Here is a 26,998-nt window from a genome sequence, read left to right as displayed (position 1 = left end):
GTGACGCACCATGTCCGATACTGAAAACACCCCGCCCGTTGCGCCGGCTCAGACGTCCCCTGCCAAATCCAATGATCGCCGTCGTCAGCTCCTGACCGGTCTGGCCGCTGTGGTGGCCGTGGGCGTTCTGGGCTACGGCGCCTATTACATGCTGGTCGCCTCGCACTATGTTTCGACCGACAACGCCTATGTCGGGGCTGAAACGGCGCAGGTCAACGCGCTGGTCGGCGGACCGGTCGCCCGCATCCTCGTCAAGGAAACCCAGATGGTGAAGGCCGGCGACGTGCTGCTGGTCATCGACGATGCCGATGCCAAGATCGCCGTTGAGTCTGCGCGCGCGGCTCTGGCCACCGCCGAACGCCGCGTGATGGGCTACTACGCCAACGACAAGGCGCTGGGCGGTCAGATGGGTGCCCGCGAGGCCGACATCGTGCGCGCCGACGCCGGGATCAAGGCCGCCGAGGCTGAGGTCAACCGCACGCGGTTCGAGTTCGAGCGTCGCAAGAACCTCGCCACCAGCGGGGCCGTGTCTCAGGAAGAGGTCGTGGCGACCGAAAGCGCCTATGCGGCCGCCATCGCCAACCTCAATGCCGCCCGCGCCGCCCGCATTCAGGCGCAGGCTGCGCTGGCTTCGGCCGAAGGCAACCGTCAGAGCAATGCGACGCTGATCGCGGGTGTCAAGCCGGGTGAAAACCCGGAAATCATGGCGGCGCGCGCGCGTCTCGCCTCGGCGGAACTGGCGCTGGAACGCACCGTTGTGCGCGCGCCCGTCGCCGGTGTCGTTACCCGCAAGTCGGTGCAGGTCGGCCAGCAGGTGCAGATGGGCTCGCCGCTGATGTCGGTGGTGCCGATTTCGCAGGCCTATGTCGATGCCAACTTCAAGGAAGTGCAGCTCAAGAAAGTGCAGCCGGGTCAGGAGGTTGAACTGACCTCCGATCTGTACGGCGAAGGCATAAAGTACAAGGGCAAGGTCGTCGGCGTTTCCGGTGGTACGGGCTCGGCCTTTTCGCTGATCCCGGCGCAGAACGCTTCGGGCAACTGGATCAAGGTCGTGCAGCGTCTGCCGGTGCGCATCCAGATCGACGAAAAGGACCTTAAGGAACACCCGCTGCGCGTCGGCTTGTCGATGAAGGCCAAGATCGACGTATCGAAGTAAGGCCTGTCGTACATAACCGCCTTCCGGCTAGGCCGGTATCCCCCTGATTTCAGGGGGAGTTGAACTTAATGGAGTGCCTTATGGCCTCATCTTCTTCCTCTGCCGGACCCGCGCCGCTGACCGGCGTGTCACTGGCTCTCGCCGCCGTGGCGCTGGCGCTCGGCACCTTCATGCAGGTGCTCGACTCCACTATCGCCAATGTCGCCCTGCCGACCATCGCCGGTAATCTCGGCGTTGCCTCCGATCAGGGGACGTGGGTCATCACCTCCTTCGCCGTCGCCAACGGCATCTCGGTGCCGCTGACCGGCTGGCTGATGATGCGCTTTGGCGTGGTGCGCACCTTTGTCGTCTCGGTGGCCCTGTTTACGCTGGCCTCGTTCCTGTGCGGTATCGCGTGGAACCTGCCGTCGCTGATCCTGTTCCGCATCCTGCAAGGGGCGGTGTCAGGCCCGATGATTCCGGGCTCTCAGGCCCTGCTGATCATGATCTTCCCCCCCGATAAACGCTCAACGGCACTGGGGGTGTGGTCGATGACCACGCTGGTCGCACCGGTGCTGGGGCCCATTCTGGGCGGCTGGATTTCGGATAATTTTGCCTGGGAATGGATATTCCTGATCAATGTGCCGGTGGGGATCGCCTGTACGTGGATCTGCTGGCGCTTCATGCACAACCGCGAAACCCCGACCGTAGCGCGCAAGCTGAACATGGTGTCCTTCTCGCTGCTGGTCTTCTGGGTCGGGACGCTGCAACTGGTGCTCGATACCGGTAAGGATGCCGACTGGTTCAATTCGGCCCATATCGTCATCCTGTCGCTGCTGGCCCTCATCGGGTTTGTGGCCTGGCTGATCTGGGAACTGAACGAAAAGAACCCGGTGGTCGATCTGTCGCTGTTTAAAAGCCGCAACTTCGCGTTTGGCGTTATCGCGCTGTGCGCGGCCTATGCGGTCTTCTTCGGCAACAATCTGCTGATGCCGCTGTGGCTGCAAACCAATATGGGCTATGTAGCGACCTGGGCCGGTCTGGCGGCCGCGCCGTCGGGGGTGGTGGCCGTCTTCCTGACGCCGTTTGTGGCCAAGATTTCCAACCGCATCGACGCACGCATCATGGCGACGATCTCGCTGCTGCTGTTTGCCCTGTCCTTCTATATGCGCTCGCTCTATTCGCCGGATATCGACTTCGGCCACCTGATCCTGCCCATGTTCGTGATGGGGGCCGCGATGAGCACTTTTTTCACCTCGATGATCACCGTATCGTTCCGTGATGTTGCGCCGCATCAGATGCCGGCTGCGTCGGGCCTGTCGAACTTTGCCCGCATCACGGCGGGCTCGTTCGCGGCCTCGCTGACCACCACCTTGTGGGACAATTACGAAACCCACGCCCTGAACAACATTGCCGGAGCGATGGCGGGCGGTTCGGGCGGCGGCAATTCCGGCGGGGCCGGAGGCGTCGATCAGGTCGTGTATCAGATGATGCAGATGGGCCTGTCTCAGGCGCAGGCCGTCGCCGCCATCACGCGGCAAGTCAGTCAGCAGGCCTATCTGCTGGCCACGGTCGATATCTTCCGCATCTCGTCCATCATCATCGTGTGTCTGATCCCGCTGATCTGGCTGAGCCGAAAGGCGATGGCCAACGGACAGGTCCACGCGGCGGACTGATGCGATCTGAGGATAGATAAAAAATGAAAAAGCCGAAGCACCTTCGTGCTTCGGCTTTTTGACTGAGGACGTTTTACAGCCCGCCAGCCTTACAGTCTGTTTTCAAATAATTATCAACCATGTTCAGAAGCTTGATTTCGTGCTCCGGGCCCCATTTGTTGGCCTCGTGACCCATATCCTTGAAAAGCACATATTCGGCTTTTTTCTTGGCACTGATCAAAGCTTCATAGAAAACCTTGGACTCCCCGGGAAGAACGTTCGTGTCACGGTCGCCGTGATAGATCAGGATAGGAATGCTGGCATTGGCCACATTGGCCTTTGCATCCAGACCATCGACGAACGGACGCTGGAATTCACGCGTGAAGCGTGAATCCTGGGTTTCGCGTTGCATGGACTTGGGTGAAGAGGGGCCGGCACCGGAAATGGCGCATTGGTAGATAGGATTCGGTCGAACGATCGCCGCCATGGCGGAATACCCACCGAAGGAGTAACCATGCATGGCGAGGCGATTGCGGTCCGCTACGCCTTGTTTGACCATGCCAAGCGCGACGTCATCCATGTCGTCAGACATTTCTTCGCCCCACTTGTTGTCGCCCGCCGTCCACTGAGCCCAGCCCCAGCCATCTGAACCACGGTATTGCGGCATGGCCACGGCATATCCGCGCGCCACGAAATACTGTGCCCATGGGGTAATGACGCTCCAGTCAAGATAATCGCGGGCCCACGGACCGCCATGCGGAATAATCAGGGTCGGATAGGGGCCTTTACCGTATTTTTCGACCTTTGGCTTATAGACCAGAGCCGGTATGGGGCGTCCGTCACGGGCCGTAAATTGCTCCAGATGGCCTTCTCCAAGCAGCGACGTATCCAGCCACGGGCGCGACGATCCGATGCCCTGCAGGCCCTTACCGTCGATGTAAAGGTAGTATTCGTCGGGGGTCGATGGGCCCGACTTTCTGACGATCAGTGTTTTGAAATCTGAGCTGTAATCGACCAGCGACAGGCTGGCTCCATCCGGGAGACGAAGCTTTGACTCCTTTGATGTGGCCAGATCTTTCCAGGTGATAACCTCGGTCTTGAGACCCAAGGCCTGTTCTATACCCTTCATGGTAGCATCAAGCTTTTCATCTACATAGTAGAGGCTCGGACGGTCGGCCATGTAACTAAAGGCGATGATTTCGCCGGTTCGGTGGTCCAGCAGTACGCCACCCACATCAAAGCTCGGATGTGCAAAGACAACATCCTTAAACGTGTTCGAGCGAATATCGTAGTGGTAGATGGCTGTGTGATCCTGCCCTCTGCGCGCCCGAACCATGATGATGTTCGGGTCTTTGGTCAGGCCCACAATAGAGGGTATTTCACGTTCCTTGAAATAAGCCCGAAATATTTCCTTCCACTCGTTGGTGTCCGGGTCTTTTACCATCTGCACCGCAAAGCTGTTGCCGTTTTCGAACTTGATTAACGACTTTGCGCGCAGAACGCCGTTGAAGTCATAAAAAAGGCTTCCGTCTCTTTCGCCCAGACGCTCATACAGAGTGATTTTCCCTGTTTTCAGGTTCGATTTGTAAATTGCCCCCTGGTCACCAGCCACCAGAACGTTTTCCGGATCATTCGGGAGGGTGGATACCACTTGGGCACTGCTCGTTGCTCGGTTTATTTCTTCGGCCTCGCTCTGCGCCTTGCGTTCAGGGGTGCCTTTAAACCATTTGGAACCGGTAAGATCGGTGAACTCGTTCTTGAACAGAAAAGTCTTCAGAGAGCCGTAATCGAAAATTTGCCGGACCGTCACGGACAGGCGTTCGTCCTTGACGAAGTTGACGCCCATAAACCGGACACGCGGATCAGAACCGATCCCGATCGGCTTTGACATATCAGATGTTTCCCACACCGTGATGTAAGATGTCTTGCCATCCTGAGATGACACGGCCGCGATGTGTTTGCCGTCTGGGGACAGGGTCAGGCTGCTAAGGGCGGGCAGGCGCCCGAAATCTTCGGCAGAGGGAGGGGCCGCCTCAGCGTCTGCGTCGGTCGGCAGAACGGCGACCGGAACTGCCACGGCGGACGACAGAAAAAAAGCAGCAGCCAGTGCTCTATGAGACGAATGCAAGGATAAATAGAAAGCCATAGTGTGTTCCTGCGCAGAGCGGGGTTAGGTCGAAAGTCTGAAGCGGCAGATATCCCACCGCTGGTTTCACCAGCAATCACCATATGCCAACCGCCGAACTTTAGACAAGATCATAAACATCTTGGCGGTAGATAAGTTTTTGATACGAAGTTTCGAATTAAGTCGCTAAAAAGAAAGGGAAATGTATCTCCCTCTGTTTAAAGCCCATAAAGCTGAAGGTATTTAGAGGGCTCTTGCGGCGCCTGTAATCACTACAGATAACGACGTGCTTTGTTTCGATATGGTGACGAATAAGTGATAAATTTGCGACAGGTTTTGTTCATGAGCACATTTCTGCCCTATTTCGCTTTTGTTTTTGAAAATTAGTTTAATATAAAACTTTCGCGCAAATGATTTCGGTTGAAATTTTCTTTGCGAAATTCGGCAGTGCATCGCCAGCAAAAGGGGGCGGCAGTGCGCTTATGAGTTGTTTTATGGAGGGTACCTTGAGACGAGAAAAATTGATGCTCGCGTCAACGATGTTTATGAGCCTTGCGGCTCTGGCAGCGACGGCGCAGGCCCAGACGACACCGACGGCTGAGGAGGCTGCCAAGCAGGAAGCCGCCAAGGAAGATGCTTCCGCCGTTCAAGAAGTTGTGGTTACTGGCTCGCGCATCCGTCGTAATGAGTTCACTGCGGCTTCGCCGGTGCAGATCATTACGTCTGAGCGTTCGACGATGGTGGGGCAGACCGATACCACCAAGATCATTCAGGGTTCGACCACCGCAAACAACGCGGCTCAGATCAACAACAACTATACCGGTTACGTCACGACCGGTGGTCCTGGCACCAACACGGTTTCGCTGCGTGGTCTGGGCGCTAACCGTACCTTGGTTCTGCTGAACGGTCACCGTGTGGGCCCGGCTGGCGTTGGCGGCACCGTTGGGCCGGCTGACCTGAACACCATCCCGAATGCGGTCGTTGATCGCACCGAAATTCTGAAGGACGGTGCTTCGTCCATCTATGGTTCGGACGCGGTTGCGGGCGTTATCAACATCATCACCAAGAAGAACATGGATGGTGGTGCGGCCCGCGTTGTTATCTCGCAGCCGGAAGAAAGCGGCGGCGAAGAGTACAACCTCTCCGTCTCTCAAGGCGTTGTTAAGGACCGTTTCCACGGTATCTTCACGGCTGAATATTATCAGCAGAAGGCCCTGAAGCTGGGCGACCGCGACTGGTCTTGCCCCGAAGACTATATGTTCTACGCTGACGGCAGCCGTGCGGACCTGATTGATCCGAAGACGGGCAAATACAAGTGTACGCAACTCCTGACCAACCGTTTTGACAACCTCTCGACCGGTCGCAACTATGTGTACCAGCAAGGGGCTGTGAACGGCGGCGGTTTTGGTGATGACATCACCAACTTCCATCGTGTTGGCGCGACCTATTGCGTGGATCCGTCCAAGCCCTGCCCAGCGGGTTCGACGAACGTGGATGCGACCAAGACGCGCGCTTCGCGTGCGGATCAGGTCACCTATCTTGAGCGTTACAAGGACCGCGACATCTATTCGCCGGTTACGCGGAAGTCGCTCAACTTCTTTGGTGGCTATGACCTGACCGACAACACCGAAGTGTACGGCGAATTCATGTACAATGTGCGTGAATCTTCGCAGCGCAATTTCCGTCAGTTGTTCCCGACGGTTCACTTCAACAACCCGAACAACCCGTTCCGCGTGGGTAACCCCAACGGTTACGCGCCAGGTTTTGCCCGTACCATCATCACGGTGGATTCGAACCGCGACCAGGAAGTTCGCTATCTGCGTGCTCTGGCCGGTATCAAGGGCATCCTTCCGTCCTACGGCATCTTCAAGAACTGGACCTGGGATGTTTATGCCCAGACGTCGCGTTCTAAGGCTATCTATGGCGCGGACTTCATCTACAATGACCGCGTTCTGGCGACCACGGGTGCCGTTGCGTGTGACCTGACCATCCTCAAGTCAGCAACGGCCTGTCCGACGGGTGGCGTCAACTACTTCCGTCCTTCGACGGTTGAATCGGGCATCTTCACGCCTGAGGAATCGGCTTTTATCTTTGGGTATGAGCAAGGTAAGACCAGCTACATCCAAAGCTATGCCGAAGCGGATTTCTCCGGTGATCTGATTGACCTGCCGGCCGGTACGCTGGCGGCTTCGGTCGGCTTTGTGTACCGTCAGGAATCACTGAACGACAATCCGGGTACTCAGGCCAAGGCCTCCAACTACTGGGGTTCGACGACTTCGGGTCAAACCGTCGGCAAGGACACGGTGAAGGAAGCCTTCCTCGAACTGGATATTCCGGTTCTGAAGGGCCTGCCGTTTGCTGAAAAACTGGATATCAACCTCTCGACCCGTTATTCGGACTACGACTCTTACGGTTCGAACAGCACCTACAAGGCCGCTCTGAACTGGGCGATCAGCAAGGAATGGCGTCTGCGTATGTCGCAGGGGGACTCGTTCCGCGCACCGGCCCTGTATGAACTGTACCTGGCCAACCAGTCGGGCTTCCTGGGTCAGTCGGCGATTGACCCGTGCTACAACCTTGCGGCGGTCAATAACCCGAACGCCACGATCGTTGCCAACTGTGCGGCTCAGGGCATTCCGACCAACTACAATGCTTTGGGCATAAGCTCGGCAACCATCTTCTCCGGTGGTGGCAAGGGCCTGCTGAAGGCTGAAACCTCGCTCAACCGCACCGTTGGTCTGGTCTGGACACCTAAGTTCGCCAAGCTCAACGTGGCCGTTGATTTCTTCGAAACGAAGATCGAGAATCAGGTTTCTACGTTTGGGGCCGCTAACATTCTTTACGAATGCTACCGTTCGCCGAACCTGTCGTCGCCCTTCTGCTCGCTGTTTACCCGCGATCTAAACCCGACTTCGCTTACCCGTTACGGGATCCTCACGGTTCAGAACAACTATCTGAACGTGGCCGAACAGTTCATGCGTGGTTTCGACCTGACCATGAGCTACGATCACAAGTTCGATTGGTTCGACTTCCGTGTTGAAAGTGAAAACTCTTTCATCCGGAAGTGGACTTACACCCTGCTCAACGGTTCGCCGACTCAAAACCAGCTCGGTTTCGTCGGGACCCCTGAGTATGTTGGCAATCTTAACTTCCGCTTCAACCGTGGCGATTACACGCTGAACTGGAACGTCAATTTGGTGGGTAAGTCTTCGGACTTCGACTATTACGACTACAACTCGCAAGCGACCTACTATGCTTCGCCGACCCCGGTGTACTACAAGATGAACGCCGAGTTCTATGCCATGCATACGCTGTCACTGCGGAAGAAGTTTGACAACTGGTCGGTGGTCGGGACGGTCCGCAACGTTACCAACGAGCAACCGCCGGCGATCTCTGGCTACGGTGCGGCTCGCCTCGGTAACGCGGCTCTGACCAGCCAGTACGATCAGATGGGCCGCACCTTCGTGTTGTCGATCCAGCGCAACTGGTAAGCTCTTTTAAGAGAGCCAGATTTGACCCCCGGTCGCAGGACCGGGGGTTTTTTGTTCGTTTAAAGGGTGTTATCGACGGACAAGGGCCATAGGGTGCAGGGTCGTGAACGGCTATATTCTCCTCATCGCAGCGGCAGCCTATGTAGCCGGGTTGTTTGCCATCGGCGCCTGGGCCGAAGGGCGGGCGCGGCGTGAGGGCGGGCGTTCGCCGCTGAGGCTGCCGGCCTATGCCCTGTCTCTCGGTGTCTATTGCACCAGTTGGACCTTCTTTGGCGCGGTCGGATCGGCGGCCGGGGAGGGGTGGAGCTTCGTGCCCATCTATCTGGGGCCGATCCTGTTGTGGCTTCTGGCGTCCGGGTTTCTGACGCGCCTGATTGCCGCTGTGCGCGCCGAAGGGGCGACCTCGATCTCCGACTTCATCGGCGCGCGGTTCGGCAAGAGTCGCGGCGTGGCGGCGCTGGTGACGCTGCTGGCTCTGTTTGGCACCATTCCTTATGTGGCGTTACAATTGCGCTCGGTGGGGACCAGCTTTGCGGCGGTGGCGGGCGGTGAGCGGCTATGGCCCATGACCCTGACGGCGCTGGCCCTGGCGCTGTTTGCCATGCTGTTCGGCACGCGCCACTACGTGGCCTCCAGCCGCAATGAGGGCATCTTCTACGTCATTGCCACCGAATCTCTGGTCAAGCTGGTGGCGCTGGTTGCCGTGGCCGGGTTTGCCGTTCTGGCCTTTATGAGCGCGCCGCCCGATTTGCGCAGCGACGGCTGGGCGCATTTTTCCGCCCGCTTTGCCCCGTCTCAGCTCAATCTCGACTTTGGAGTCATGACGCTGCTGTCGATGGCCGCCGTGGTGTGCCTGCCGCGTCAGTTCTACACGGCGGTCATCGGGGCCGACCGACCGGAGGACGCACAAAGGGCGCGCTGGCCGTTCGTGGGCTATCTGCTGGCGACGCTTGTGGTGGTGCCGCCCATTACGCTGGCCGGACTGACGCTTCTGAGCCCGGATGTGCCGCATGATCTGTTCGTGCTCAACCTGCCCTATGCGGCGGGGCTGAATGGTCTGACCCTGCTGGCCTTTATCGGCGGCTTTGCGGCGGCGACGGGCATGGTTCTGGTCGAAACCATCGCCCTTTCGACCATGATTTCCAACGACCTGATCGCGCCCTTCCTGCTGCGTCACCGCAGCGCCTCGGCAGCGGCGGATTTCGGCAAGCTGATGCTGTGGGTGCGCCGCGCTTCGATTGCGGCGGTGATGGGCGCGGCCCTGACCTATGCCCTGTGGGTGCCGCCGGGGCAGCAACTGGCGGTCATCGGGCAGATTGCCTTTGCCGCCATCGCACAGTTTACTCCGGCCCTGCTTCTGGCCGTCAATGGCAAGGCGCGCGATGCCGCCGCCATTCAGGCCGGGCTGCTGGCCGGTCTGATCGTGTGGACCTACACCCTGTTCTGGCCGACCATAGCTTCGACGCACTGGCTTGAAGGGGCGGCCCTGACGCTGTTCGATCCGCAGGGCCTGTTCGGCATAAAGGCCTTGTGGCCGGACCTCAATCCGCTGGTGCACGGGGTGGTGGCGTCGCTGGGGGCCAATGCCGCCGCCTGGGCGCTGGCCTCGGCCTTTGGGCGCACCCGTCCGGGCTTTGGCCTGCGCCTGACGCCGACGGTGCGGCAAGGCGCGGTGCACAGTCTGGGGCAGTTGACCACGCTGACGGCGCGCTTTGCCGGGCCCGAAGCGGTCGCCGAAGCCTTTGGCCGTATACAGGACCACGCCCCCATCGACCGCGCCGCCGTGCGCCGGGCCGAGCGGTTGATCGCCGGGGTGGTCGGCGCGCCTTCGGCCCACGCCATCGTGTCGTCCGCCCTGTCCGGCACGGCGATCAGCGTGGATGAGGTGGCGCGCCTGCTCGACCGGTCGGGCCAGAGCCTGCAATTTTCGCGCGGCCTTCTGGCGGCGACGCTGGAAAACATCGACCCCGGCGTCAGCGTGGTCGATCAGAACCTGCGGCTGGTGGCGTGGAACACGCGCTATCTGGAGCTGTTTCAATACCCGCCTGAGCTTGTGCGCGTCGGCACGCCGGTGGCCGAGCTGATCCGCTTCAATGCCGAACGCGGCGAGTGCGGGCCGGGCGAGGTCGAAAGCCACGTCGCGCGCCGGCTGGACCACATGCGGCGCGGCACGCACCACGCTTTTCAACGGCGGCGCAATGACGGGCGGGTGATCCGCACGGTCGGCGGCCCCATGCCAGGCGGCGGCTATGTTATGTGCTTTACCGATGTGACGGGCGAGGCCGACGCCCTGTCAGCGTTGGAAACGGCGCGCGCCGAGCTGGAAAGCCGCGTGGAACGCCGGACGGCGGAGCTGCGGCTGGTCAATTCGGCTCTGGCGCGGGCGACCGAAGAAAAGACGCGCTTTCTGGCGGCGGCCAGCCATGATCTGCTGCAACCGCTGCACGCCGCGCGCCTGTTTACAGCGGCTCTGGCGGAGGAGACGCAAGGCGAGGCGCGGGCGCTGGTTGATAATGTCGAACGCTCGATCGAGGCGGCGGATGCCCTGCTGAAATCCCTGCTCGATATCTCCAAGCTCGATGCCGGGGGCGTCACGCCGCGCCCGGTGCGCTTCGACCTGTCGGTTCTGGCCCGGGATCTGAGCCTGATCTTCACGCCGCTGGCGGCGGAAAAGGGGCTGAGTTTACGCCTGATCGCGCCCTCGGTGTGGGTGGAGAGCGACCGCACCCTGCTGCGCTCCATCCTGCAAAACTTCCTGTCCAATGCCGTGCGCTACACAAAAACCGGTGGCGTGCTGCTGGTGCTGCGGCCGCGCACAGACCGTGTGCGGATCGAGGTCTATGATACCGGCGTCGGCATTGCCGAGGCCGATCAGGACCGTATCTTCCGTGAATTTGAGCGGCTGGGCGTATCGGGTGAGGCTGGGGTCGGGCTGGGGCTGGCCATTGTCGAGCGCACGGCGCGGCTTCTGGGGCTGCGTGTCGAGGTGCGTTCGCGCTTGGGGCGCGGCAGCCGCTTTGCCGTGACCCTGCCGCGCGTGGAGGCCGTTGAGGCCACGACAGCGGTACCGGTGGCAACTAACGCCCCGGCGCGGCGCGTGCTGATCGTCGACGATGAGCCGGCGGTGCGCGAAGCCATGTCGGCGCTGCTGACGCAGTGGGGGTGTGCCGTGCAGGCGGTGGATGACACGCAGGCGGCTCTCAGTCAGGCCGAAACCGCCGACTGCGCCCTGATCGACTATAATCTGAGTGAGGGTCAGGACGGCCTGTCGCTGATCCGGCGTTTGCGGGGGCGTAATCCAGACCTGCGTGTCGCCCTGATTACCGCCGACCGCGACCCGGCGACCGAGGCGGCCGCTGAGGCGGTGGGCGTGCCGGTCTTCGCCAAACCCGCTGAGCCCAAAACCCTGCGGCAGTGGCTGGGGGTTTAACCCTCTATCCCGATGCCCAGAGCGCGGGCGGCCAGAACGGCCTGAGTACGGTTCTGCACATCCAGCTTGCGCATGATGGCGGTCATATGTGCCTTCACCGTGGCCTCCGAAATGCTGAGGTCGTAGGCGATCTGTTTGTTGAGCCGCCCCGCCAGCACGCCCAGCAGCACGCGCAACTGCGTGGGGGTCAGGTCGGCGACCTTGGCCGCCACCGTATCGACCTCCGGATCGGCGGGCGGGGTGTCGCTGACGCGACCTTCCAGAGCGTCGCTGATGGCCTCCTGCATACGCGGCAGGGGCTGATCCTTGCCGATAAACCCCACGGCCCCGAAGCGCCGGGCTTCGCGCGCCGCCTTTTCGGCGTCGGCGGCCGAAACGACCAGCACGGGCACGTGCGGCACCTCGGCGTGTAGCAGGGCGACGCCGGAAAAGCCCTCGGCACCGGGCATACGCAGATCAAGCAGGACCAGTTTGAGGTTGGTGGCCTGACGCACCGCCTCCAGCGCGGCATCCAGCGTACCGGCTTCGAGGATATGGGCGTCCGGGCGGACCTTGCGCGCCGCCAGTATCAGGGCCTGACGAAAGAGCGGGTGATCATCGGCGACCAGAATGGAGGGGGCCGAAACGGGAAGGGGCATACTCAAGACGAAACCTCCGGCCGCATTCTTTTTATTATTGAAAATGCTGGCGCGCTCAATCTGTACCCTTGGCGCTGACATGTCCAGACCCAAGTGCGGCTATGGGTCTCATTCCGCACCTTCATTCGACCAAGGTCTGAACGACCAAGGTCGGGGGCCGTCTCGACCAAGGTCGTCCTTCAATTACCGCCTCTTCGGCCTGATCCTCTGTCTCACCGCTGCCCACCCGGAATAGCAAAAAAGGGCAACAAAAAGCGGGGAGGTTCACATGCGATATACCCTGATCGGCCTGACCTCTGCGGTCGGGCTGGCGCTGGCGGCTGGCCCCGTCAGCGCGCAACAGACCGTGCCGTCTGAGGCGGCGCTTGAACAGAGGCTGGCGGCGATGGAGGGCGAACTGAGCCGCCTGCGCGCCGAACTGGCCGGGTTGAAAGCCGAAAAGGCCCCACCGTCCGCCCCGCCCCAATCCGCCCAGACCCAACTCGTCCAAGCTACCGGGCCCGCCTTACGTTTCGGCGGTTTTCTCAAGACCAATGCCTTGTTCAGCCGCTACGATTCCGGCGATCTGGCCACCGGATCGCTGGGGCGCGACTTCTACCTGCCGGCGTACATCCCCGTGGGGGGGACGCGCGAACACAGCGACGCCGATTTTATCGCCAAACAGACGCGCCTGACGGTGTCGATGGACAGCGGTTCGGGCTTAAGCGGCTATGTCGAGGCCGATTTCCAGACCACGCCCGGCGGTGGCAGCGAACGCACCACCAATGGCTATAATCTGGCGCTGCGACGCGCCTATATCACCTATGGCCGCTGGCTGTTCGGGCAGGACTGGACGACGTTCCAGAACGTCGCCGCCCTGCCGGAAAGCACGGATTTTGTCGGCCCCACCGAAGGCACGGTCTTCGTGCGTCAGCCGCAGGTGCGCTATACGCTGCCGCTGGGGGCGGGTTACAGCCTGGCCGTGGCGCTGGAAAACCCGGAAACGGCGTCGATTACGCCCACCGCGGCGACCCTGATCGAAAACGACGACGACCGCCTGCCCGATGTGACAGCGCGCCTCAGCCTCAAAAGGCCTTATGGCGATTTCGCGTTGGCCGTTCTGGCGCGGCAACTGGCCGTCGATAATGGCGCGGTGGGGGCCACGGCGTCGGGCTACGGTCTTAGCCTGTCGGGCAGGGTGCCGTTCGGGACGAAGGCGCGTCATGATCTGCGCTTTATGCTGACCGGCGGGGAGGGTATCGGGCGCTATGTCGGGCTCAACTTCGCGCCCGATGTCGTCTATGCCGGGACGCCCGGATCGAAGATGGAGGCGGTCGGTGTCACCTCAGGGTTTGTGGCGGTGAAGCTGGGCTGGACGCCGCGCCTGCGTTCGACCTTCGCCGCGTCGTTTTTGAACGCCGACTATCCGGCAGGCAGCCCGGCTCTGGCGTCAAAATCGGCGCAAAGTCTGGCCGCCAACCTGTTTTTCACGCCGGTCAGGGGGCTCGATCTCGGTATCGAACTGCGCAGCGGTAAACGCGAACTGCTGAATGGGCAGAGCGGGCGACTGGACCGCCTCGAACTGGCGGCGAAATACGCCTATTGAGTGCGTGCGCATTGACCCCGGCCCGCGGCGGTGCTTAGGCTCACCCCTTCGTTTTTGCCTGAGTACCCGCATGGCCGCTTCTGCCTCCGCCTCCGTTCCGTCTGTTACTGGCCTGTCTTCTGGCCTGCCCTCCGGTTTGACCAGTAACCACTGGCTGATCGGTATAGGCGGCATTGTCACCCTGCTGTTGATCGCGTTTCTGGTGTCGGCCGATCGCAAAGCCATCCGGCTACGCATGGTGGCGTGTGCCTTTGCGCTTCAGGTGCTGATCGGCGTACTGGTCCTGCACACCAGTTGGGGCAAGGCGGGGGTGCAGGCCATCGCGCACGGCGTCGAAGCCCTGATGGGCTATTCCAAGGGCGCCATTGACATGTTGTTCGGCGGGCTGGTCAACGTGCCGGGCGGGGCGGGCTTCGCCATCAATGTGCTGCCGGTGATCGTTTTCTTCGCGGCGCTGGCCTCGGTGCTTTATTACCTGAAAATCATGCAGTTGATCATCAAGGTGATCGGCGGGGGCCTGGGCTTTATCATCGGCATCAGCCGCGTTGAGGCGCTGGCGGCGGCGGCCAATGTGCTGGTCGGGCAAAGCGAATCGCCGCTGGTCGTGCGGCCCTATCTGGCGGGCCTGACCAAGGCGCAACTGTTTGCCATCATGGCCTCGGGCATGGCCGGCGTGGCGGGCACCATTCTGGCCGCCTATGCGCAAATCGGCATCAAGATCGACTACCTACTCGCCGCCAGCTTCATGTCGGCGCCCGGCGGGCTGCTGATGGCCAAGATCATCATTCCCGATCCTAAAGGGGCGGTGATCCATTCGCCCGAACCGATCATGGAAGACGCCGACCACCACCCCAAGAGCCTGCTGGCCGCCATTTCCGACGGCGTGCAGGACGGCCTGAAGATCGCCATTTCGGTGGGCGGCATGGTGCTGGCCTTTGTGGCCCTGATCGCGCTGCTCAATGGCATTCTGGGCGGTATAGGCGGTCTGTTCGGCTATCCGGACCTGACGCTTCAGGGAATTCTGGGCTTTGTTTTCGCGCCGGTCATGTTCCTGATCAATATTCCGTGGAACGAGGCCGTGGCGGCCGGCGGCCTGTTCGGCGAAAAGCTGATCATGAACGAATTTGTCGCCTATCTGCACCTGATGGAAGAGGGCGGGCAGTTGTCGCCGCGTTCAACCGCCATAATGAGCTTTGCCCTGTGCGGCTTCGCCAATCTGTCGTCCATCGCCATCCAACTGGCGGTGATCGGCGGTCTGGCCCCCAATCAGCGCGATATGATCGTCAAGCTGGGGCCAAGGGCGCTTCTCGCCGCCACTCTGGCCAATCTGATGAACGCGGCGATAGCGGGGTTGTTGCTGTTCAATTAAGCCATATCAATCATTGATTTTAGTGCGGTGCGCCCGGTCTGAGGCGATAGCGAGCGTGCCAGTCACCGGGATCGAGGTGACTGAAGAGTCCCGTCTTTATGCCGGACAAGGTTCGCAGCATCTCCTGCTTCATCCACGGCATCCGACACATCAGCCCGAAGGTGCGGTCGCGCACCCAAGGGGCCAGGGTCTGATCGGACTGAAAGAAGGGTGTCATCCAGCGGCTGGCGATCTGATAAAAGGTTAGATGCGCCTTGCGTGCCCGGCTATAGGCCGCAATGGCATCCTCAGGGGTTGCGCTACGTGACAGGGCCTCGCTCAGGATCAGGGCGTCGCACAGGCCGAGATTGGCCCCTTGCCCCAGTTGCGGGCTGATCGGATGGGCAGCGTCGCCGGTAAAGACCAGACGCCCGTCGTGCCAGCGCTTCATCACCCGGTGGCCGTATTCGGCAAAGGTCAGTTGATCGAAGTCCGTGAACTGCGCCACAAAAGGCGCCATCTGGGGCCAATAATGAGTGACACGTTCCTGCCATGCCGCCAGTCCGTCGGCGCGCACCCTCACATGATCGCGGGCGGGCAGGCTCCAGAAGAAAGCCATGTGCGGCTGTGGGTCGGTTGGGGTTTGCCCCAGAGGCAGGGTACCGATCATGACCCGCGCGGCGTCATAACGTTGCAGGAGGTGGTCTTTGCTGAAGCCCTCCAGATCGTGAACCACGCCCCACAGGGCGGCGTAAGGATAGGGCGTGTCGTGGGCAATAGCGCCGTGCTGCCGGGCGAGTTTCGAATGGCGTCCACTGGCGTCGATAATCAGATCAAACGGCCCGGCGTCGCGGCCATCCGCCAGACTCAGCGACAGCTTGCCATCGGCGTGGGTGCGCGTCTCCACGGCATCGCATCCGGTATGGATGGGAACGCCGAGCGAAACGACGTGATCGTAGAGAACCTGAAACAGGCTGGCGCGATGGGTGCCCAGACCGAACAGATGGGGCGCCAGACTGCGGTAGTCCAGATCGAAGATCACCGTCCCGCGCTGGGTCTCCCCATAGAGGTTGTGCACGGGCGCGCTCAGAGCGATGAGCTTTTCATCCAGCCCCAGACGCGCCAGAACCGCCAGCCCGGACGGTTGCAGCAGAAGGCCCGCCCCCAGTGGACGCGGCGTTTCGAAGCGTTCGAACACATCGACCGCATGGCCATCGGCCTTCAGAAACCCGGCGAGAGCCAGACCCGTGGTGCCTGCCCCGACTATGGCGGTTTTATAAATGGAGCGTAAGAGCGGCATCACACCAGAAGTTTATCTGTATTATCATCCCCGTCAGGTTTCTTAGCACGAAGCCCCTGATGTGCATAATGGTACGATGATGATGCGCCCTGTTTTAAGTTTGTTCCCGGTTTTGGCCTCGCTGTCACTGATCGCCTGTTCGCCCAAGACCGACACCTCTACCCCCACCGAAGCGGAGGCCTCGGCCTCCAGCGCCGCCTCGACCAGCGCGTCGAAAGCCGCCGATGTTGCCGCCGGCTATGTCGGGCGCTGGACCGGGCCGGAAGGCGCCTCGCTTGAGGTCGTGGCGCGTCAACACGATTACGAAGTGACGCTGAGCGGTACGAACACACCGGGCGTATTTACCGGAACGGTCAATGGCAATGCCATGCAGATCGAGCGTAACGGCGAAACCCAGCTCATCCGCCATACGACCGGGGCCAAAACCGGCGTCAAATATCTGGCGGACAAGCTGGATTGCGTCTCCGTTTCCAACGGCGAAGGCTATTGCCGGGATTAATTTCCATACCTGTATTGTGGAAATGAGGGTGATCGGTTAGGCAGGGCGCGACGGAAGCTAGCAAGGAGCCTCGCCATGTCCGATGAAGAACTGATCGTAAAGGACGCCAATGGCGCGCGTCTGGCGGATGGCGACAACGTCACCCTGATCAAGGACCTTAAGGTCAAGGGGTCGGGCGGTGTGACGCTCAAGCGCGGCACGCTGATCAAGAATATCCGCCTGACCTATGACGAAGACGAGATTGAGTGCAACCACGAGAAGGTACGCGGCCTTGTCCTGCGCACCGAGTTCGTCAAAAAGGCCTGATCTCCCTTTCGTGATAGCAAGGGCGTGAACGTAATCCCTCTGACGAGCGTATAAAAAGCGTTCAAGCAAGGGAGAGTCACATGGCCCGCACCATCACCTCTATAGACTCCGTGCGTACCGGTCGTGCGCCGGCGGCCGGTTGGCTGCTGTTGCTGCTCGGTCTGGCGCAGATTTTCAGCGGTCAGGTGCCGGAGTGGCTGGGCATCGGCCGCAGTGTCGCCGAACAGTCGGCCCTGACCTCGCACCCTCTGGTGCCGCTGGGGCCGGCCTTCGCCATCTGGGGCGTCATCTATCTGTGGGCGCTGGTCGGCGCGGTGTGGGCCATCCGTCACGCCGAAAATGAAGCGTTGCGGGTCGCGTGGCCGCATACGGCGGTGATCTGGTTGCTGAATACGGTGTGGTCGATCTGGGTGCCCATCCATGGCATCGACTGGGTGAGCTTTGCCATCATCACCGTGTCGCTCACCGCAGGCCTCACCGGGCTGATGCGCCTGAGACGGCTGAGCCTCAGCAAGAGCGAAACGGGCTTTGTCGTGGCCCCGCTGGCTCTGGTGACCGGCTGGATTTCGGCCGCGACGGTGGTCAACTTCACCTCGGCACTGGTGGCCGCCGGTCTTCAGCCCGATCCGCGACAGGTCATGGTGTCACTGGGCTTTCTGCTGGGCCTGATTGCTTTTGCAGGCATTATGCTGCGCCTGACGCGCTCGCGCATCTACGCCGTGCCGCTGGTCTGGGCGCTGGGCTGGATCGCCGCCGCCAATGTGCAGCGTCAGGACGAGCCGCTGATGGCCTTTACGGCAGTCATCGGCATCGGCCTGTTGCTGGCTCTGGCCCTGACCGTCAGGCGGCGTGCATAAAAAACAGCCCCGTCAGGTGAACTGACGGGGCTCTCGGCGCTGTTTATCTGTTGCTTTTCAGCGCCGCCCGGACACCTTCGGCGTAGTCCGGGTGGATGCGTTCGAAGTGGGTGAGGGCGCGTTCGATGATGACGTCGGGCACGCCGGCCATGGAGGCGGCGATATTCGAGAACAGCCGCGCTTTCTGAGCGTCGTCGAACAGGTTGAACAGGGCGCGCGGCTGGCTGTAGTCGTCATTGCCCTCGCGGTGGTCGTAGCGGTCAGCGTCGCCTGAGAGGCGCAAAGGCGGTTCCCGGTATTGCGGGGCTTCGCTGGGGCCGCCAAAGCTGTTGGGCTCGTAATAGGCGTCCGGGTTCGACTGGAAATTGTCGAAAAAGCGCATCGAACCGTCGCGGTGATAATGGTTCACCGGGCATTTCGGCGCATTGACCGGCAGGGCCTCATAGTGCGTCCCCAGACGGTAGCGGTGGGCGTCGGCATAGGCAAACAGCCGCGCCTGCAACACCTTGTCCGGCGAGAAACCGATGCCGGGCACGATGTTCGATGGCGAAAAGGCCGCCTGCTCGATTTCAGCGAAATAGTTGGACGCATTACGGTTCAGCTCGATCACACCGACGTCGATCAGCGGATAATCGCTGTGCGGCCACACCTTGGTCAGGTCAAACGGGTTGTAGGGCGTGGTGTCAGCCTCCAGCTCCGGCATGATCTGCACCTTGACGTCCCACTTCGGGTACTGATGCGCCTCGATGGCCCCGAACAAAGCCTCCTGGTAGGTTTCGCGCGATTGCCCTATCACATCGGCGGCCTGGGCATTGGTGTAGTGGGCGTGGCCCTGACGGGTCTTGAAGTGGAACTTGACCCAGAAGCGCTCGCCATCCGCGTTGAGGAAGCTGTAGGTGTGAGAGCCAAAGCCGTCCATGTGCATGGGATCGGTGGGGATGCCGCGATCAGACATCAGGATGGTCACCTGATGCAGGGCTTCGGGCGACAGGGACCAGAAGTCCCAGGCGGCGGTCGGGGAGCGCAGGTTGGTGCGCGGGTGGCGCTTCTGCGTATGGATGAAGTCGGGGAATTTCAGCGGGTCGCGGATGAAGAAGACCGGCGTATTGTTGCCGACGAGGTCCCAGTTGCCCTCTGAGGTGTAGAATTTGAGGGCAAAGCCGCGCACATCGCGCTCGGCATCAGCGGCGCCCAGTTCTCCGGCCACGGTTGAAAAGCGCGCCAGCAGAGGCGTGGTGGCCCCCAGGGCGAAGACCTTGGCGCGCGTGTATTTTGAGATGTCGTGCGTGACGGTGAAGGTGCCGAACGCGCCCCAGCCCTTGGCATGGACGACGCGCTCCGGGATGCGCTCACGGTTCTGATGCGCCAGCTTTTCGATGAGCTGATAGTCCTGCATCAGAAGCGGCCCGCGCGGTCCGGCGCTCAGGCTGTTCTGATTGTCCGCCACCGGCGCGCCCGCGCTGGTGGTCATGATTTTACCGTGCATTACGGGGCACTTGCTCTCGCTCATCGTCTTGTCTTTCCTGAATCTTTGGTTTCCGGGGAGGTATGGGGTGACTATGGCGGTTGCGTGGGAATAAATGAAATAGATAGTCTTTGAATTTTAGATAAAGAGAATTTTTCAAACGTTTCGCGCTGCTGACGGGAACTGGCAGGATAGATGCGGTGAATGGCACCCTCGCCACTGGACGTAGAATCGTTTTCGCCGCAAGAGACGGGACGCTTGTTCGATGCGTTGCATACATCCTCCCCTGCGAAGTGGGGGAATTTGAGGTATTTATGTCTGTTGCCAGCCTGATCCGTCTGTTGTCTCTGGCCGCCATCTGGGGCGGTTCGTTCCTGTTCATGCGCCTGAGCGTCGGGGCGCTGGGGCCGGTATGGCTGATCGCGATCCGCGTCCTGCTGGCGGCGGTGTTTCTGACCGGTGTGGGCGTAGCGACACGCCAGACGCTACAGATCAAGGGGTTTTACAAATACTTCCTGATCCTCGGCCTGTTCAATTCGGCCGTGCCCTTTTTATTGTTCGCCTTTGCCGCCAAGACCCTGCCAGCGTCTATGCTGTCCATTCTCAATGCGCAGGCGCCCCTGTTCGGCGTGATCCTGTCGGCCGTGATGTCACGCGCATGGCCGCCTGTGAAGGTGATGGCCGGTCTGGCGCTTGGCGTTGCCGGGGTGAGCGTGCTGGTCGGGCTTGATGCCGCGCATCTTAACGCGCAAAGCCTGCTGGCCATCAGCGCAGGGATGCTGGCCGCGCTGTGCTACGCCATTGCCTCGGTCTATGCGCGTCACGCGCCGCGCACACCCGATCCGTTGTCCAATGCCCACGGCGGCATGTGGGCCTCGGTTGTGCTGATCGCGCCGGCTCTGCCCTTCTTTACGCCTCAGGCGGACCAGATCGCACACCTGACGCCGCTGATGGTCGCGGCCGTTATCGCTCTGGGCGTCGTGTGCAGCGGCATCGCCTACATGATCTATTTCCGTCTGATCAATGACATAGGCGCGGCCCCCGCCCTGACCGTCACCTTCCTGATCCCGGTCTTTGGCACGCTGTGGGGCTGGCTGTTCCTGCACGAGGCGGTGGGCCTGAGCACGCTGATCGGCGGGGCGCTTGTCCTGTGGGGTACGGCGCTGGTGGTCGGGTTCGACCCGCGCGCTCTTTTCAGTAAACCTCAGGCGACCTTGGAGTAACGGTTCGGCGCTTCGGATTGCCGCGCATAGGTATCGAAGGCGCAGGCGACATTGCGCGCCAGCATCTTCAGCGGCGAATGGAAGCGCACACGGCGGTCTTCGACGCTCACCAGACCCGCCGCCACAAAGTCGGACAGCCCGGCTATGTCAGCATCGAGATAATCCGCCGCATAGCTGTGGCGTTCCAGTATGGCCGGGATATCGGCTTCGAAATAACACATGAGGTCGCTGATCACCGCCTTGCGCAGCGTGTCATCGCCCTGATAGGCCCAGCCGCGCACCGTGGTCCAGTCGCCGGCCACAAGGCGGTTTTGATACGTGGTCGATTGCGGGATATTCTGCATGATGCCGCCGTCAAGTTCCCCGATGGACGAAGCCCCCAGCCCCAGCAAATAGTCATTGGGCAGGGTCGAATAGCCCATAAAATTGCGGCGCAGCGTCCGCGCCTCAAACGCGCGCGACATCTCGTCGTCGGGCTTGGCGAAGTGGTCGATGCCGATGGCGCGGTAGCCGTGCGACGTCAGATAGTCCGACAGGCGCAGGAACATGGCCACCTTCTCTTCGGTGCCGGGCAGACGGGCTTCGTCGATCAGGGTCTGGTGCTTCTTCACCCACGGTACATGGGCGTAGGAAAAGGCCGAGATGCGGTCGGGGTCCAGTTCGGACACGTGGGCGAGGGTGGTATCTAGGCTGTTCAAAGTCTGGCCCGGCAGGCCATAGACCAGATCAATGCCGATGCGATTGAGGCCATTGTCGCGCAGGTGGCCCATCACCGTCTTGACCTGCTCCAGCGGCTGGATGCGGTTGATGGCGGCTTGCACAACGGGATCGGTGTCCTGAATGCCGAGAGACACGCGGTTGAAGCCAAAGGCGGCATAGGCCTTGATCTTGCTGAGCGTAACGCGGCGCGGGTCAAGTTCTATGGCGATTTCGGCGTCCGGCCGCAGGTCGAACGCCTCATGTATAGCCTCAAAAAGGCGCCCCATATCGGCGGGTTTGAGCATGGAGGGCGAGCCACCGCCGAAGTGCACGCTGTGCACCGCCGGGCGGAATCCCAGATGCGCACCGACCATCTGAATTTCGGCGACCAGAGCCCCGACATAGGCCTCGACCGGCGCGTATTTCAGCGTCGCGCGCGTATTGCAGCCGCAGAAATGGCACATCTGCTCGCAGAAGGGGATGTGCAGATAAAGGGCAATAGGCTGATCCGGACGCAGGGACGACAGCCAGCCCTTATAGGTCTCCGGCGTCAGGGCCCCGAAATGATGCGCCGAGGGATAAGAGGTGTAGCGCGGGGCCTCACGCCCCATAAAGCGCATCACATCGTGCTCTTGCCACGATTTCTCTGGCCATGATTTTTGAGCGAACGACGGAGTTGGAAATGAGGTGTCGGGCATGAGCAGCGTCCTGAAGCGGTACGTTCTGCTCTTACGCCCGTTTGCCCTTAGGCTTTATGTGGTCTTTCGTCGCAGTCTCCTTGGTGAACAGGCCGGGATCACTTTTCAGCGACCCGGCCTTGTCGATTATCGCAATGCGGCATCCAGTGCTTCGGCAAAGGCCTGCGGCTGGTCGTACATGATGAAGTGGCGGCTGTCCTTGATGCCGACAATAGTGAGGTTCGCCGTACCGTTATATTGCAGGGTATAGAAACCGGAGGTCTGTTCCGCCGTGTAGGGCAGGGAGGCGTGGTGCGGCACAAGGACCGTCACCGCGGCGGTGATCTTCGAAAGCTCAGGGCGCAGGTCCATGGTCATATCGTCATAGAAGGCCTGAGCCGAGACGCGGCGGTCGCTCAGCGCCGTCCACAGGGCGATGCGGCGCTGGTGGCGTTCGGCATCCGTGGTGGCCGCCGCCAGAGCGGCACGGGCAGCGTCCTGCTGCGCCTTATAGGTGGCGTCATCGACCTTAAGCTGGGCGTCGCGCAACTGAGCGGCCTGCGGGGCGATCGTATCGACCGTGGCGACCGGGTTGAACAGCACGCCGATGAAGGGCAGGGCATCGACGACGACTAGCTTCGACAGGGCCTGCGGGTGGCGGGTGGCCAGCTTGAGCCCCATCAGCCCGCCCAGCGAATGACCCACCACAATGGGGTCTTTCAGCTTGTTTTGCACGATATAGGCATTCAGCGCCTCAACGGACGGGGTGATGACCGGGCCCTGGGCATTGCCGCCGGCGGGCTCACCGGCAAAGCCTGCGATGTGCAGCAGGTGCAGGCGATAGCGACCTTTGAGGCGTTCGGCCGTGGCCTCCCACACCTCGCGGGAGCAGTTGAGGCCGGGAATAAGGATCAGGTCGGGGCCTGTGCCCACCACCTCAACCGAAAAGCGCGCGGTGGGGGCATCGGGGAAGGGCGTGGCGGCCTTCACGCCCGACGCGCAGGCGATTAAGATAGCAAAAGCGATGGTCAGCCAGAAGACAAGGGTAGGGCGTGAACGCGCGCAGGGGCTGCGTTTTAACATGGTGTTTTCCTTTGTAAATCTGAGATTTATTCGCCTGAGTTCAGGCGATGCGGATTTTCAAAAATCGCTTCGACGGCAAGGTCGAAAATGGCGGCGATACGATAGGCCAGATCGAGCGACGGGTCGTGTTTGTCGGACTCGATGGCGATAACGGCCTGCCGCGAGACATTGAGGCGGGCGGCCAGATCGGCCTGGGTCAGACCGGCCTCGGTGCGCAGGTCTTTCAGGCGGTTCTTCATTTGCTACCCCGGATGAAGGGCGACGCCAGCCCGAAGCAAGCCCAGAACATCGGATAGACCAGATAGCGCTCGATCAACTGGGTTTCGGTGAAGTTCTCGATAAAGCCGATAACGGTGCTGAGGAACAGGGTCAGGCCCATGGCGATCAGGACGCGGCGGACCATCATGGCGCGGATAAACTCATCCGAACGCTCGATAAAGCGCAGGAAGGTAACGATGGTCCCGCCGATGGGCAGGGCGGGCAGGACGGCCAGTGCGTACAGCAGCGGACCCGTCGGGTGGTTGGCCTTGATATACAGGATCGCGCCGATCAGCAGGCCAGCATAGAGCGCCATCCAGAGGGTCATTTGAATCGCGTATTCGGCGGCGGGTGTTTTCAGGTTCATGGGTGTCGTCCTTGGTGAAAAATGAAAGGACATCGGGCCGGATGTAAGGTTTAACTTACATCGCAAAAATGTAATGTCAACCTGACATGAGAAAAAAATGTCAGGTTTGCATTACATGCCAATCTGTCGCGGTTGTCGAAACGCGAACGCCGTGATATTGAGTACTGACCAGTCAGTCAGTAAAGCCCATGCCCGACCTTTTGCCCAAAAAAAGAGTGCGCCTGTCGCCCGATGTGCGCCGCGACGCCCTGTTGCGGGCGGCGCACGACCTGTTCAGCCGCCACGGCTTTGCCGATACGCGCATGGACGATGTGGCGGCGGCGGCGGGCGTGTCCAAGGGCACGGTCTATCTCTATTTCCCCACCAAGGAAGCGCTGTTCGAAGCCCTGTTGCGGCGCGACGTGTTGCCGCGCGTCGGACGCATCCTGTTTGTGCTCAACCATTATAACGGCCCGGTGGGCTGGCTGTTGAAACGGGTGGCGCACTTTATCGGCGGCAAGATCGACGCGGGCACCGTGCCGCTTTATCCCAAGCTGCTGGTGCGCGAAGCCTCGCGCTTTCCCGAACTGGCGCGCTTTTATCATGAAGAGGTGATCACGCCGGTTCTGGGGGCGCTCGAAGACCTGTTCCGACGCGCCATAAGCCGCGGCGAATTGGGGGCGGGGGACGCGAAACTCTATGCTCACCTGTTTATCGCCCCGATGGTTAAGGCGGCCCTGTGGTACTTCACCTTCGGTGAGATCAGCGCCCCGGCGGTGAAGGCGCGCCCCTATCTGAAGGCCCATGTCGAGACGTTTCTGAGAGGAGTGAGGCCATGAGTCGTCGCTACGCGCTTTTGTGTCTGCCGCTATGCCTGAGCGCCTGCACGCGCGACGAGGCCGGGCACTATACGGGTTATGTCGAGGCGCAGTCGGTAGCGGTCGCCGCACCACAGTCCGGCTGGCTGACGCAGGTCTATGTCGATGACGGGGCGGTGCTCAGCGCAGGCCAGCCCCTGTTTACGCTCGATGCGACGCAGCAGCAGCAGGCCTTAAACGGCGCCGAGAGCCAGAGGCGAGCCGCCGAAGCGACCGCGAGCGATCTCAGCAAGGGGGCGCGCGAGGTGGATATCGCGCCCCTGTTGAAAGAACGCGATCAGGCGCGCGCTTCGCTCGACCTCGCCCGTTCCGAAGAGGCGCGCTACACCAGGCTGGCGCCGCAGGGCTACGTGTCGCAGGCCAAACTCGATCAGCTTCGGGCGACGCGGCAGGCGGCTGAGGCCAATGTCGCCGCCATTGAGCGCACTATCGAGGCACGGCGTCAGGCGGCGCGCACGGATCAACTGGCCGCCGCGCGGGCACAGGCGCAGGCCGCCGGGGCCGAGGCCGCACAGGCGCAATGGGTGCTGGACGAACGGGCAGTGAAGGCGCGCCTCAGCGGGCAGGTGGAGCGGCGACTGCACGAGGCGGGGGAATTTGTCGCGGCCGGCACGCCGGTGTTGAGCGTCTATCCCAAGGGGCGCGAATTTGTGCGCTTTTACGTGCCCCAAGGCGATCTGCCCAAAATCAAGGTCGGGCAGACGGTCCGGGTGTCCTGCGACGGTTGTCAGGCGCAGGCGGCGAAGGTGCGCTATGTGTCGCCGGAGGCCGAGTTCACACCACCGGTCATCTATTCGGTGCGCGAGCGCAAGAAGCTGGTCTTTCTGATCGAGGCGACGCCACAAAAACCCGACGCGCTCAAGGCCGGTCAGCCGGTGGATGTGGCGCTATGAGCGGAGTAATTTCATACGCCCCCAGCGTGCTGGGGGAGGTGGATTTGACGCCCGAAGGGCGGCAAAGACGGTGGGGGGCGGCCCAGCCTCCGGTCTATCGAACGGGTTACTCCGTAAACAGGCGAGGATAAAGGATGACCGACCTTGCCATTGATGTGCACGGCCTGACCAAGCGCTTCGGCGATCGCGTGGCGGTCGATAAGGTCGCCATCCGAATGCCGAAGGGGCAGGTCTGGGGCTTTCTGGGGCCGAATGGTTCCGGAAAAACAACAACTATCCGTATGTTATGCGGACTTCTTAAACCAGATGCGGGGCAGGGCACCTGCCTCGGTTACGACCTTATCGCCGACAGCCGTCAGATCAAGCGGCAGGTCGGTTACATGACGCAGAAATTCTCATTCTGGGAAGACCTGTCGATCCGCGAAAATCTGGAGTTCGTGGCGCGGCTTTATGAGCTTAGGAATATAAAACAAGTCGTTGATCAGACGTTGGAAACCCTGGGCCTGAGTAGCCGTCAGAAACAACTGGCCGGGACGCTTTCGGGCGGCTGGAAGCAGAGGCTGGCGCTGGCCGCCTGCACCCTGCACAACCCCGCCATGCTGCTGCTGGATGAGCCGACGGCCGGCGTTGATCCACAGGCGCGCCGCGACTTCTGGGACCAGATTCACCGGCTGGCCGCCGAAGGCCTGACTGTGCTGGTTTCAACCCACTATATGGATGAAGCCGAGCGTTGCGACGAGATCGTCTATATTGCCTATGGCCAGTTGATGACGCAGGGGCCGGTCAGCCGCATCATCGACGAGAGCGGTCTGCACACCTGGGTGGCCGAAGGGCCCGGCGTGCGGGCGCTGGCCGACCGTCTGCGCGGCCGCGACGGGGCCGAACACGTGGCCTATTTCGGTTCGGCCCTGCACGTGTCCGACAGCGATCCCGCCAAACTCGACGCCCTGATCGCCAGCGAAGGCGGGGCGGGCACGCAGTGGCGACGCGAACGCCCCAGCCTTGAAGATGTGTTTATCCATTTAATGAGTCAGGCGGTGGACAAATCATGAAAAAAGACTCTGCGTTTGCCGCTCCGCCTTCCTATTCCATGTTTTGTCCGTTTTT

General features: G+C 61.3%; 21 protein-coding genes. 13 read left to right on the top strand and 8 right to left on the bottom strand.

What is annotated here, in order from left to right; translation table 11 throughout:
- Nucleotides 1-10: 10 nt before the first annotated feature.
- A complete protein-coding gene (locus EM6_RS04120) occupies nt 11-1,156 on the top strand; it encodes an HlyD family efflux transporter periplasmic adaptor subunit (RefSeq protein ID WP_126420452.1) in 1,146 nt (381 codons plus the stop codon).
- Between the two features lie 80 nt (nt 1,157-1,236).
- Entirely contained in the window at nt 1,237-2,811 is a 1,575-nt protein-coding gene (locus tag EM6_RS04115; protein ID WP_126420451.1) for a DHA2 family efflux MFS transporter permease subunit, read from the top strand.
- Between the two features lie 73 nt (nt 2,812-2,884).
- On the opposite strand, the gene EM6_RS04110 is transcribed toward EM6_RS04115, so the two are convergent.
- Nucleotides 2,885-4,936 carry an alpha/beta hydrolase family protein gene (locus tag EM6_RS04110; RefSeq protein ID WP_126420450.1) on the bottom strand — a complete coding sequence of 684 codons (2,052 nt, stop codon included), beginning with the start codon at nt 4,934-4,936 and terminating at the stop codon, nt 2,885-2,887.
- A 503-nt stretch (nt 4,937-5,439) separates the two neighbouring features.
- Between EM6_RS04110 and EM6_RS04105 the strand changes: the two genes are divergently transcribed.
- Both EM6_RS04105 and EM6_RS04100 read left to right on the top strand, forming a co-directional pair.
- Nucleotides 5,440-8,406 carry a TonB-dependent receptor plug domain-containing protein gene (locus EM6_RS04105; protein WP_172961122.1) on the top strand — a complete coding sequence of 989 codons (2,967 nt, stop codon included), beginning with the start codon at nt 5,440-5,442 and terminating at the stop codon, nt 8,404-8,406.
- Nucleotides 8,407-8,509: 103 nt separating this feature from the next.
- Nucleotides 8,510-11,836, top strand: a complete 3,327-nt coding sequence (locus EM6_RS04100) for a PAS domain-containing hybrid sensor histidine kinase/response regulator (protein ID WP_126420448.1) — start codon at nt 8,510-8,512, stop codon at nt 11,834-11,836.
- Here the strand turns inward: EM6_RS04100 and EM6_RS04095 are convergent.
- Nucleotides 11,833-12,474: a response regulator transcription factor gene (locus tag EM6_RS04095; protein WP_126422869.1), complete on the bottom strand. Its 642-nt coding sequence runs from the start codon at nt 12,472-12,474 to the stop codon at nt 11,833-11,835. The two genes, EM6_RS04100 and EM6_RS04095, sit on opposite strands and share 4 nt — an antisense overlap.
- A 268-nt stretch (nt 12,475-12,742) precedes the next feature.
- On the opposite strand from EM6_RS04095, the gene EM6_RS04090 reads away from it, so the two are divergent.
- Both EM6_RS04090 and EM6_RS04085 read left to right on the top strand, forming a co-directional pair.
- Nucleotides 12,743-14,059 carry a DcaP family trimeric outer membrane transporter gene (locus EM6_RS04090; protein ID WP_126420447.1) on the top strand — a complete coding sequence of 439 codons (1,317 nt, stop codon included), beginning with the start codon at nt 12,743-12,745 and terminating at the stop codon, nt 14,057-14,059.
- 70 nt (nt 14,060-14,129) lie between these two features.
- Nucleotides 14,130-15,428 (top strand): NupC/NupG family nucleoside CNT transporter, encoded by a 1,299-nt coding sequence (locus tag EM6_RS04085; RefSeq protein WP_197723587.1) that lies wholly within the window; start codon nt 14,130-14,132, stop codon nt 15,426-15,428.
- Nucleotides 15,429-15,447: 19 nt separating this feature from the next.
- Here the strand turns inward: EM6_RS04085 and EM6_RS04080 are convergent, their stop codons facing one another.
- Nucleotides 15,448-16,707 (bottom strand): FAD-dependent oxidoreductase, encoded by a 1,260-nt coding sequence (locus EM6_RS04080; protein ID WP_126420446.1) that lies wholly within the window; start codon nt 16,705-16,707, stop codon nt 15,448-15,450.
- A gap of 79 nt (nt 16,708-16,786) precedes the next feature.
- Here EM6_RS04080 and EM6_RS04075 point away from each other — a divergent pair, with 79 nt between their 5' ends.
- From EM6_RS04075 to EM6_RS04065, 3 genes are all read left to right on the top strand, one after another.
- Nucleotides 16,787-17,206 (top strand): hypothetical protein, encoded by a 420-nt coding sequence (locus EM6_RS04075; RefSeq protein ID WP_172961121.1) that lies wholly within the window; start codon nt 16,787-16,789, stop codon nt 17,204-17,206.
- A gap of 75 nt (nt 17,207-17,281) precedes the next feature.
- Nucleotides 17,282-17,512, top strand: a complete 231-nt coding sequence (locus EM6_RS04070) for an alkylphosphonate utilization protein (protein ID WP_013478955.1) — start codon at nt 17,282-17,284, stop codon at nt 17,510-17,512.
- Between the two features lie 80 nt (nt 17,513-17,592).
- Nucleotides 17,593-18,369, top strand: coding sequence for a hypothetical protein (locus EM6_RS04065; RefSeq protein ID WP_126420444.1), 777 nt, complete (start codon nt 17,593-17,595; stop codon nt 18,367-18,369).
- A gap of 43 nt (nt 18,370-18,412) precedes the next feature.
- Here the strand turns inward: EM6_RS04065 and EM6_RS04060 are convergent, their stop codons facing one another.
- Nucleotides 18,413-19,879 carry a catalase gene (locus tag EM6_RS04060; protein ID WP_172961120.1) on the bottom strand — a complete coding sequence of 489 codons (1,467 nt, stop codon included), beginning with the start codon at nt 19,877-19,879 and terminating at the stop codon, nt 18,413-18,415.
- Between the two features lie 269 nt (nt 19,880-20,148).
- On the opposite strand from EM6_RS04060, the gene EM6_RS04055 reads away from it, so the two are divergent.
- Nucleotides 20,149-21,057, top strand: a complete 909-nt coding sequence (locus EM6_RS04055) for a DMT family transporter (protein ID WP_126420442.1) — start codon at nt 20,149-20,151, stop codon at nt 21,055-21,057.
- On the opposite strand, the gene hemN is transcribed toward EM6_RS04055, so the two are convergent.
- The 4 genes from hemN to EM6_RS04035 all read right to left on the bottom strand — a co-directional run bounded on the left by hemN (nt 21,039) and on the right by EM6_RS04035 (nt 24,141).
- Nucleotides 21,039-22,376, bottom strand: coding sequence for an oxygen-independent coproporphyrinogen III oxidase (gene hemN, locus EM6_RS04050; protein WP_232037111.1), 1,338 nt, complete (start codon nt 22,374-22,376; stop codon nt 21,039-21,041). The two genes, EM6_RS04055 and hemN, sit on opposite strands and share 19 nt — an antisense overlap.
- 204 nt (nt 22,377-22,580) lie before the next feature.
- Complete coding sequence (locus EM6_RS04045) at nt 22,581-23,516, bottom strand: alpha/beta fold hydrolase (protein ID WP_126420440.1); 936 nt, start codon at nt 23,514-23,516, stop codon at nt 22,581-22,583.
- A gap of 26 nt (nt 23,517-23,542) precedes the next feature.
- Nucleotides 23,543-23,755, bottom strand: a complete 213-nt coding sequence (locus EM6_RS04040) for a helix-turn-helix transcriptional regulator (protein ID WP_013478946.1) — start codon at nt 23,753-23,755, stop codon at nt 23,543-23,545.
- Nucleotides 23,752-24,141, bottom strand: a complete 390-nt coding sequence (locus tag EM6_RS04035) for a hypothetical protein (RefSeq protein WP_013478945.1) — start codon at nt 24,139-24,141, stop codon at nt 23,752-23,754. The genes EM6_RS04040 and EM6_RS04035 overlap by 4 nt, the downstream gene beginning before the upstream one ends.
- A gap of 188 nt (nt 24,142-24,329) precedes the next feature.
- Here EM6_RS04035 and EM6_RS04030 point away from each other — a divergent pair, with 188 nt between their 5' ends.
- The 3 genes from EM6_RS04030 (at nt 24,330) to EM6_RS04020 (ending at nt 26,943) form a co-directional block, all read left to right on the top strand.
- On the top strand, nt 24,330-24,959 hold the full coding sequence (locus EM6_RS04030; protein ID WP_126420439.1) for a TetR/AcrR family transcriptional regulator: 630 nt from the start codon (nt 24,330-24,332) through the stop codon (nt 24,957-24,959).
- A complete protein-coding gene (locus EM6_RS04025; RefSeq protein WP_126420438.1) occupies nt 24,956-25,891 on the top strand; it encodes an HlyD family secretion protein in 936 nt (311 codons plus the stop codon). Before EM6_RS04030 ends, EM6_RS04025 begins: the two co-directional genes overlap by 4 nt.
- Before the next feature lie 134 nt (nt 25,892-26,025).
- Nucleotides 26,026-26,943 carry an ABC transporter ATP-binding protein gene (locus EM6_RS04020; protein ID WP_126420437.1) on the top strand — a complete coding sequence of 306 codons (918 nt, stop codon included), beginning with the start codon at nt 26,026-26,028 and terminating at the stop codon, nt 26,941-26,943.
- The last annotated feature ends 55 nt before the right edge of the window (nt 26,944-26,998 follow it).

Source organism: Asticcacaulis excentricus, from assembly GCF_003966695.1.
GTDB classification, from domain to species: Bacteria; Pseudomonadota; Alphaproteobacteria; order Caulobacterales; family Caulobacteraceae; genus Asticcacaulis; species Asticcacaulis excentricus_A.
This window is presented reverse-complemented; position numbering and strand designations above follow the sequence as displayed.

Coding starts and splice junctions, on each gene's coding strand:
- EM6_RS04120 (WP_126420452.1), top strand. CDS start 11: ATGTCCGATACTGAAAACACCCCGCCCGTTGCGCCGGCTCAGACGTCC.
- EM6_RS04115 (WP_126420451.1), top strand. CDS start 1,237: ATGGCCTCATCTTCTTCCTCTGCCGGACCCGCGCCGCTGACCGGCGTG.
- EM6_RS04110 (WP_126420450.1), bottom strand. CDS start 4,936: ATGGCTTTCTATTTATCCTTGCATTCGTCTCATAGAGCACTGGCTGCT.
- EM6_RS04105 (WP_172961122.1), top strand. CDS start 5,440: ATGCTCGCGTCAACGATGTTTATGAGCCTTGCGGCTCTGGCAGCGACG.
- EM6_RS04095 (WP_126422869.1), bottom strand. CDS start 12,474: ATGCCCCTTCCCGTTTCGGCCCCCTCCATTCTGGTCGCCGATGATCAC.
- EM6_RS04090 (WP_126420447.1), top strand. CDS start 12,743: ATGCGATATACCCTGATCGGCCTGACCTCTGCGGTCGGGCTGGCGCTG.
- EM6_RS04085 (WP_197723587.1), top strand. CDS start 14,130: ATGGCCGCTTCTGCCTCCGCCTCCGTTCCGTCTGTTACTGGCCTGTCT.
- EM6_RS04080 (WP_126420446.1), bottom strand. CDS start 16,707: ATGCCGCTCTTACGCTCCATTTATAAAACCGCCATAGTCGGGGCAGGC.
- EM6_RS04075 (WP_172961121.1), top strand. CDS start 16,787: ATGATGCGCCCTGTTTTAAGTTTGTTCCCGGTTTTGGCCTCGCTGTCA.
- EM6_RS04070 (WP_013478955.1), top strand. CDS start 17,282: ATGTCCGATGAAGAACTGATCGTAAAGGACGCCAATGGCGCGCGTCTG.
- EM6_RS04065 (WP_126420444.1), top strand. CDS start 17,593: ATGGCCCGCACCATCACCTCTATAGACTCCGTGCGTACCGGTCGTGCG.
- EM6_RS04060 (WP_172961120.1), bottom strand. CDS start 19,879: ATGAGCGAGAGCAAGTGCCCCGTAATGCACGGTAAAATCATGACCACC.
- EM6_RS04055 (WP_126420442.1), top strand. CDS start 20,149: ATGTCTGTTGCCAGCCTGATCCGTCTGTTGTCTCTGGCCGCCATCTGG.
- hemN (WP_232037111.1), bottom strand. CDS start 22,376: ATGCGCTTTATGGGGCGTGAGGCCCCGCGCTACACCTCTTATCCCTCG.
- EM6_RS04045 (WP_126420440.1), bottom strand. CDS start 23,516: ATGTTAAAACGCAGCCCCTGCGCGCGTTCACGCCCTACCCTTGTCTTC.
- EM6_RS04040 (WP_013478946.1), bottom strand. CDS start 23,755: ATGAAGAACCGCCTGAAAGACCTGCGCACCGAGGCCGGTCTGACCCAG.
- EM6_RS04035 (WP_013478945.1), bottom strand. CDS start 24,141: ATGAACCTGAAAACACCCGCCGCCGAATACGCGATTCAAATGACCCTC.
- EM6_RS04030 (WP_126420439.1), top strand. CDS start 24,330: ATGCCCGACCTTTTGCCCAAAAAAAGAGTGCGCCTGTCGCCCGATGTG.
- EM6_RS04025 (WP_126420438.1), top strand. CDS start 24,956: ATGAGTCGTCGCTACGCGCTTTTGTGTCTGCCGCTATGCCTGAGCGCC.
- EM6_RS04020 (WP_126420437.1), top strand. CDS start 26,026: ATGACCGACCTTGCCATTGATGTGCACGGCCTGACCAAGCGCTTCGGC.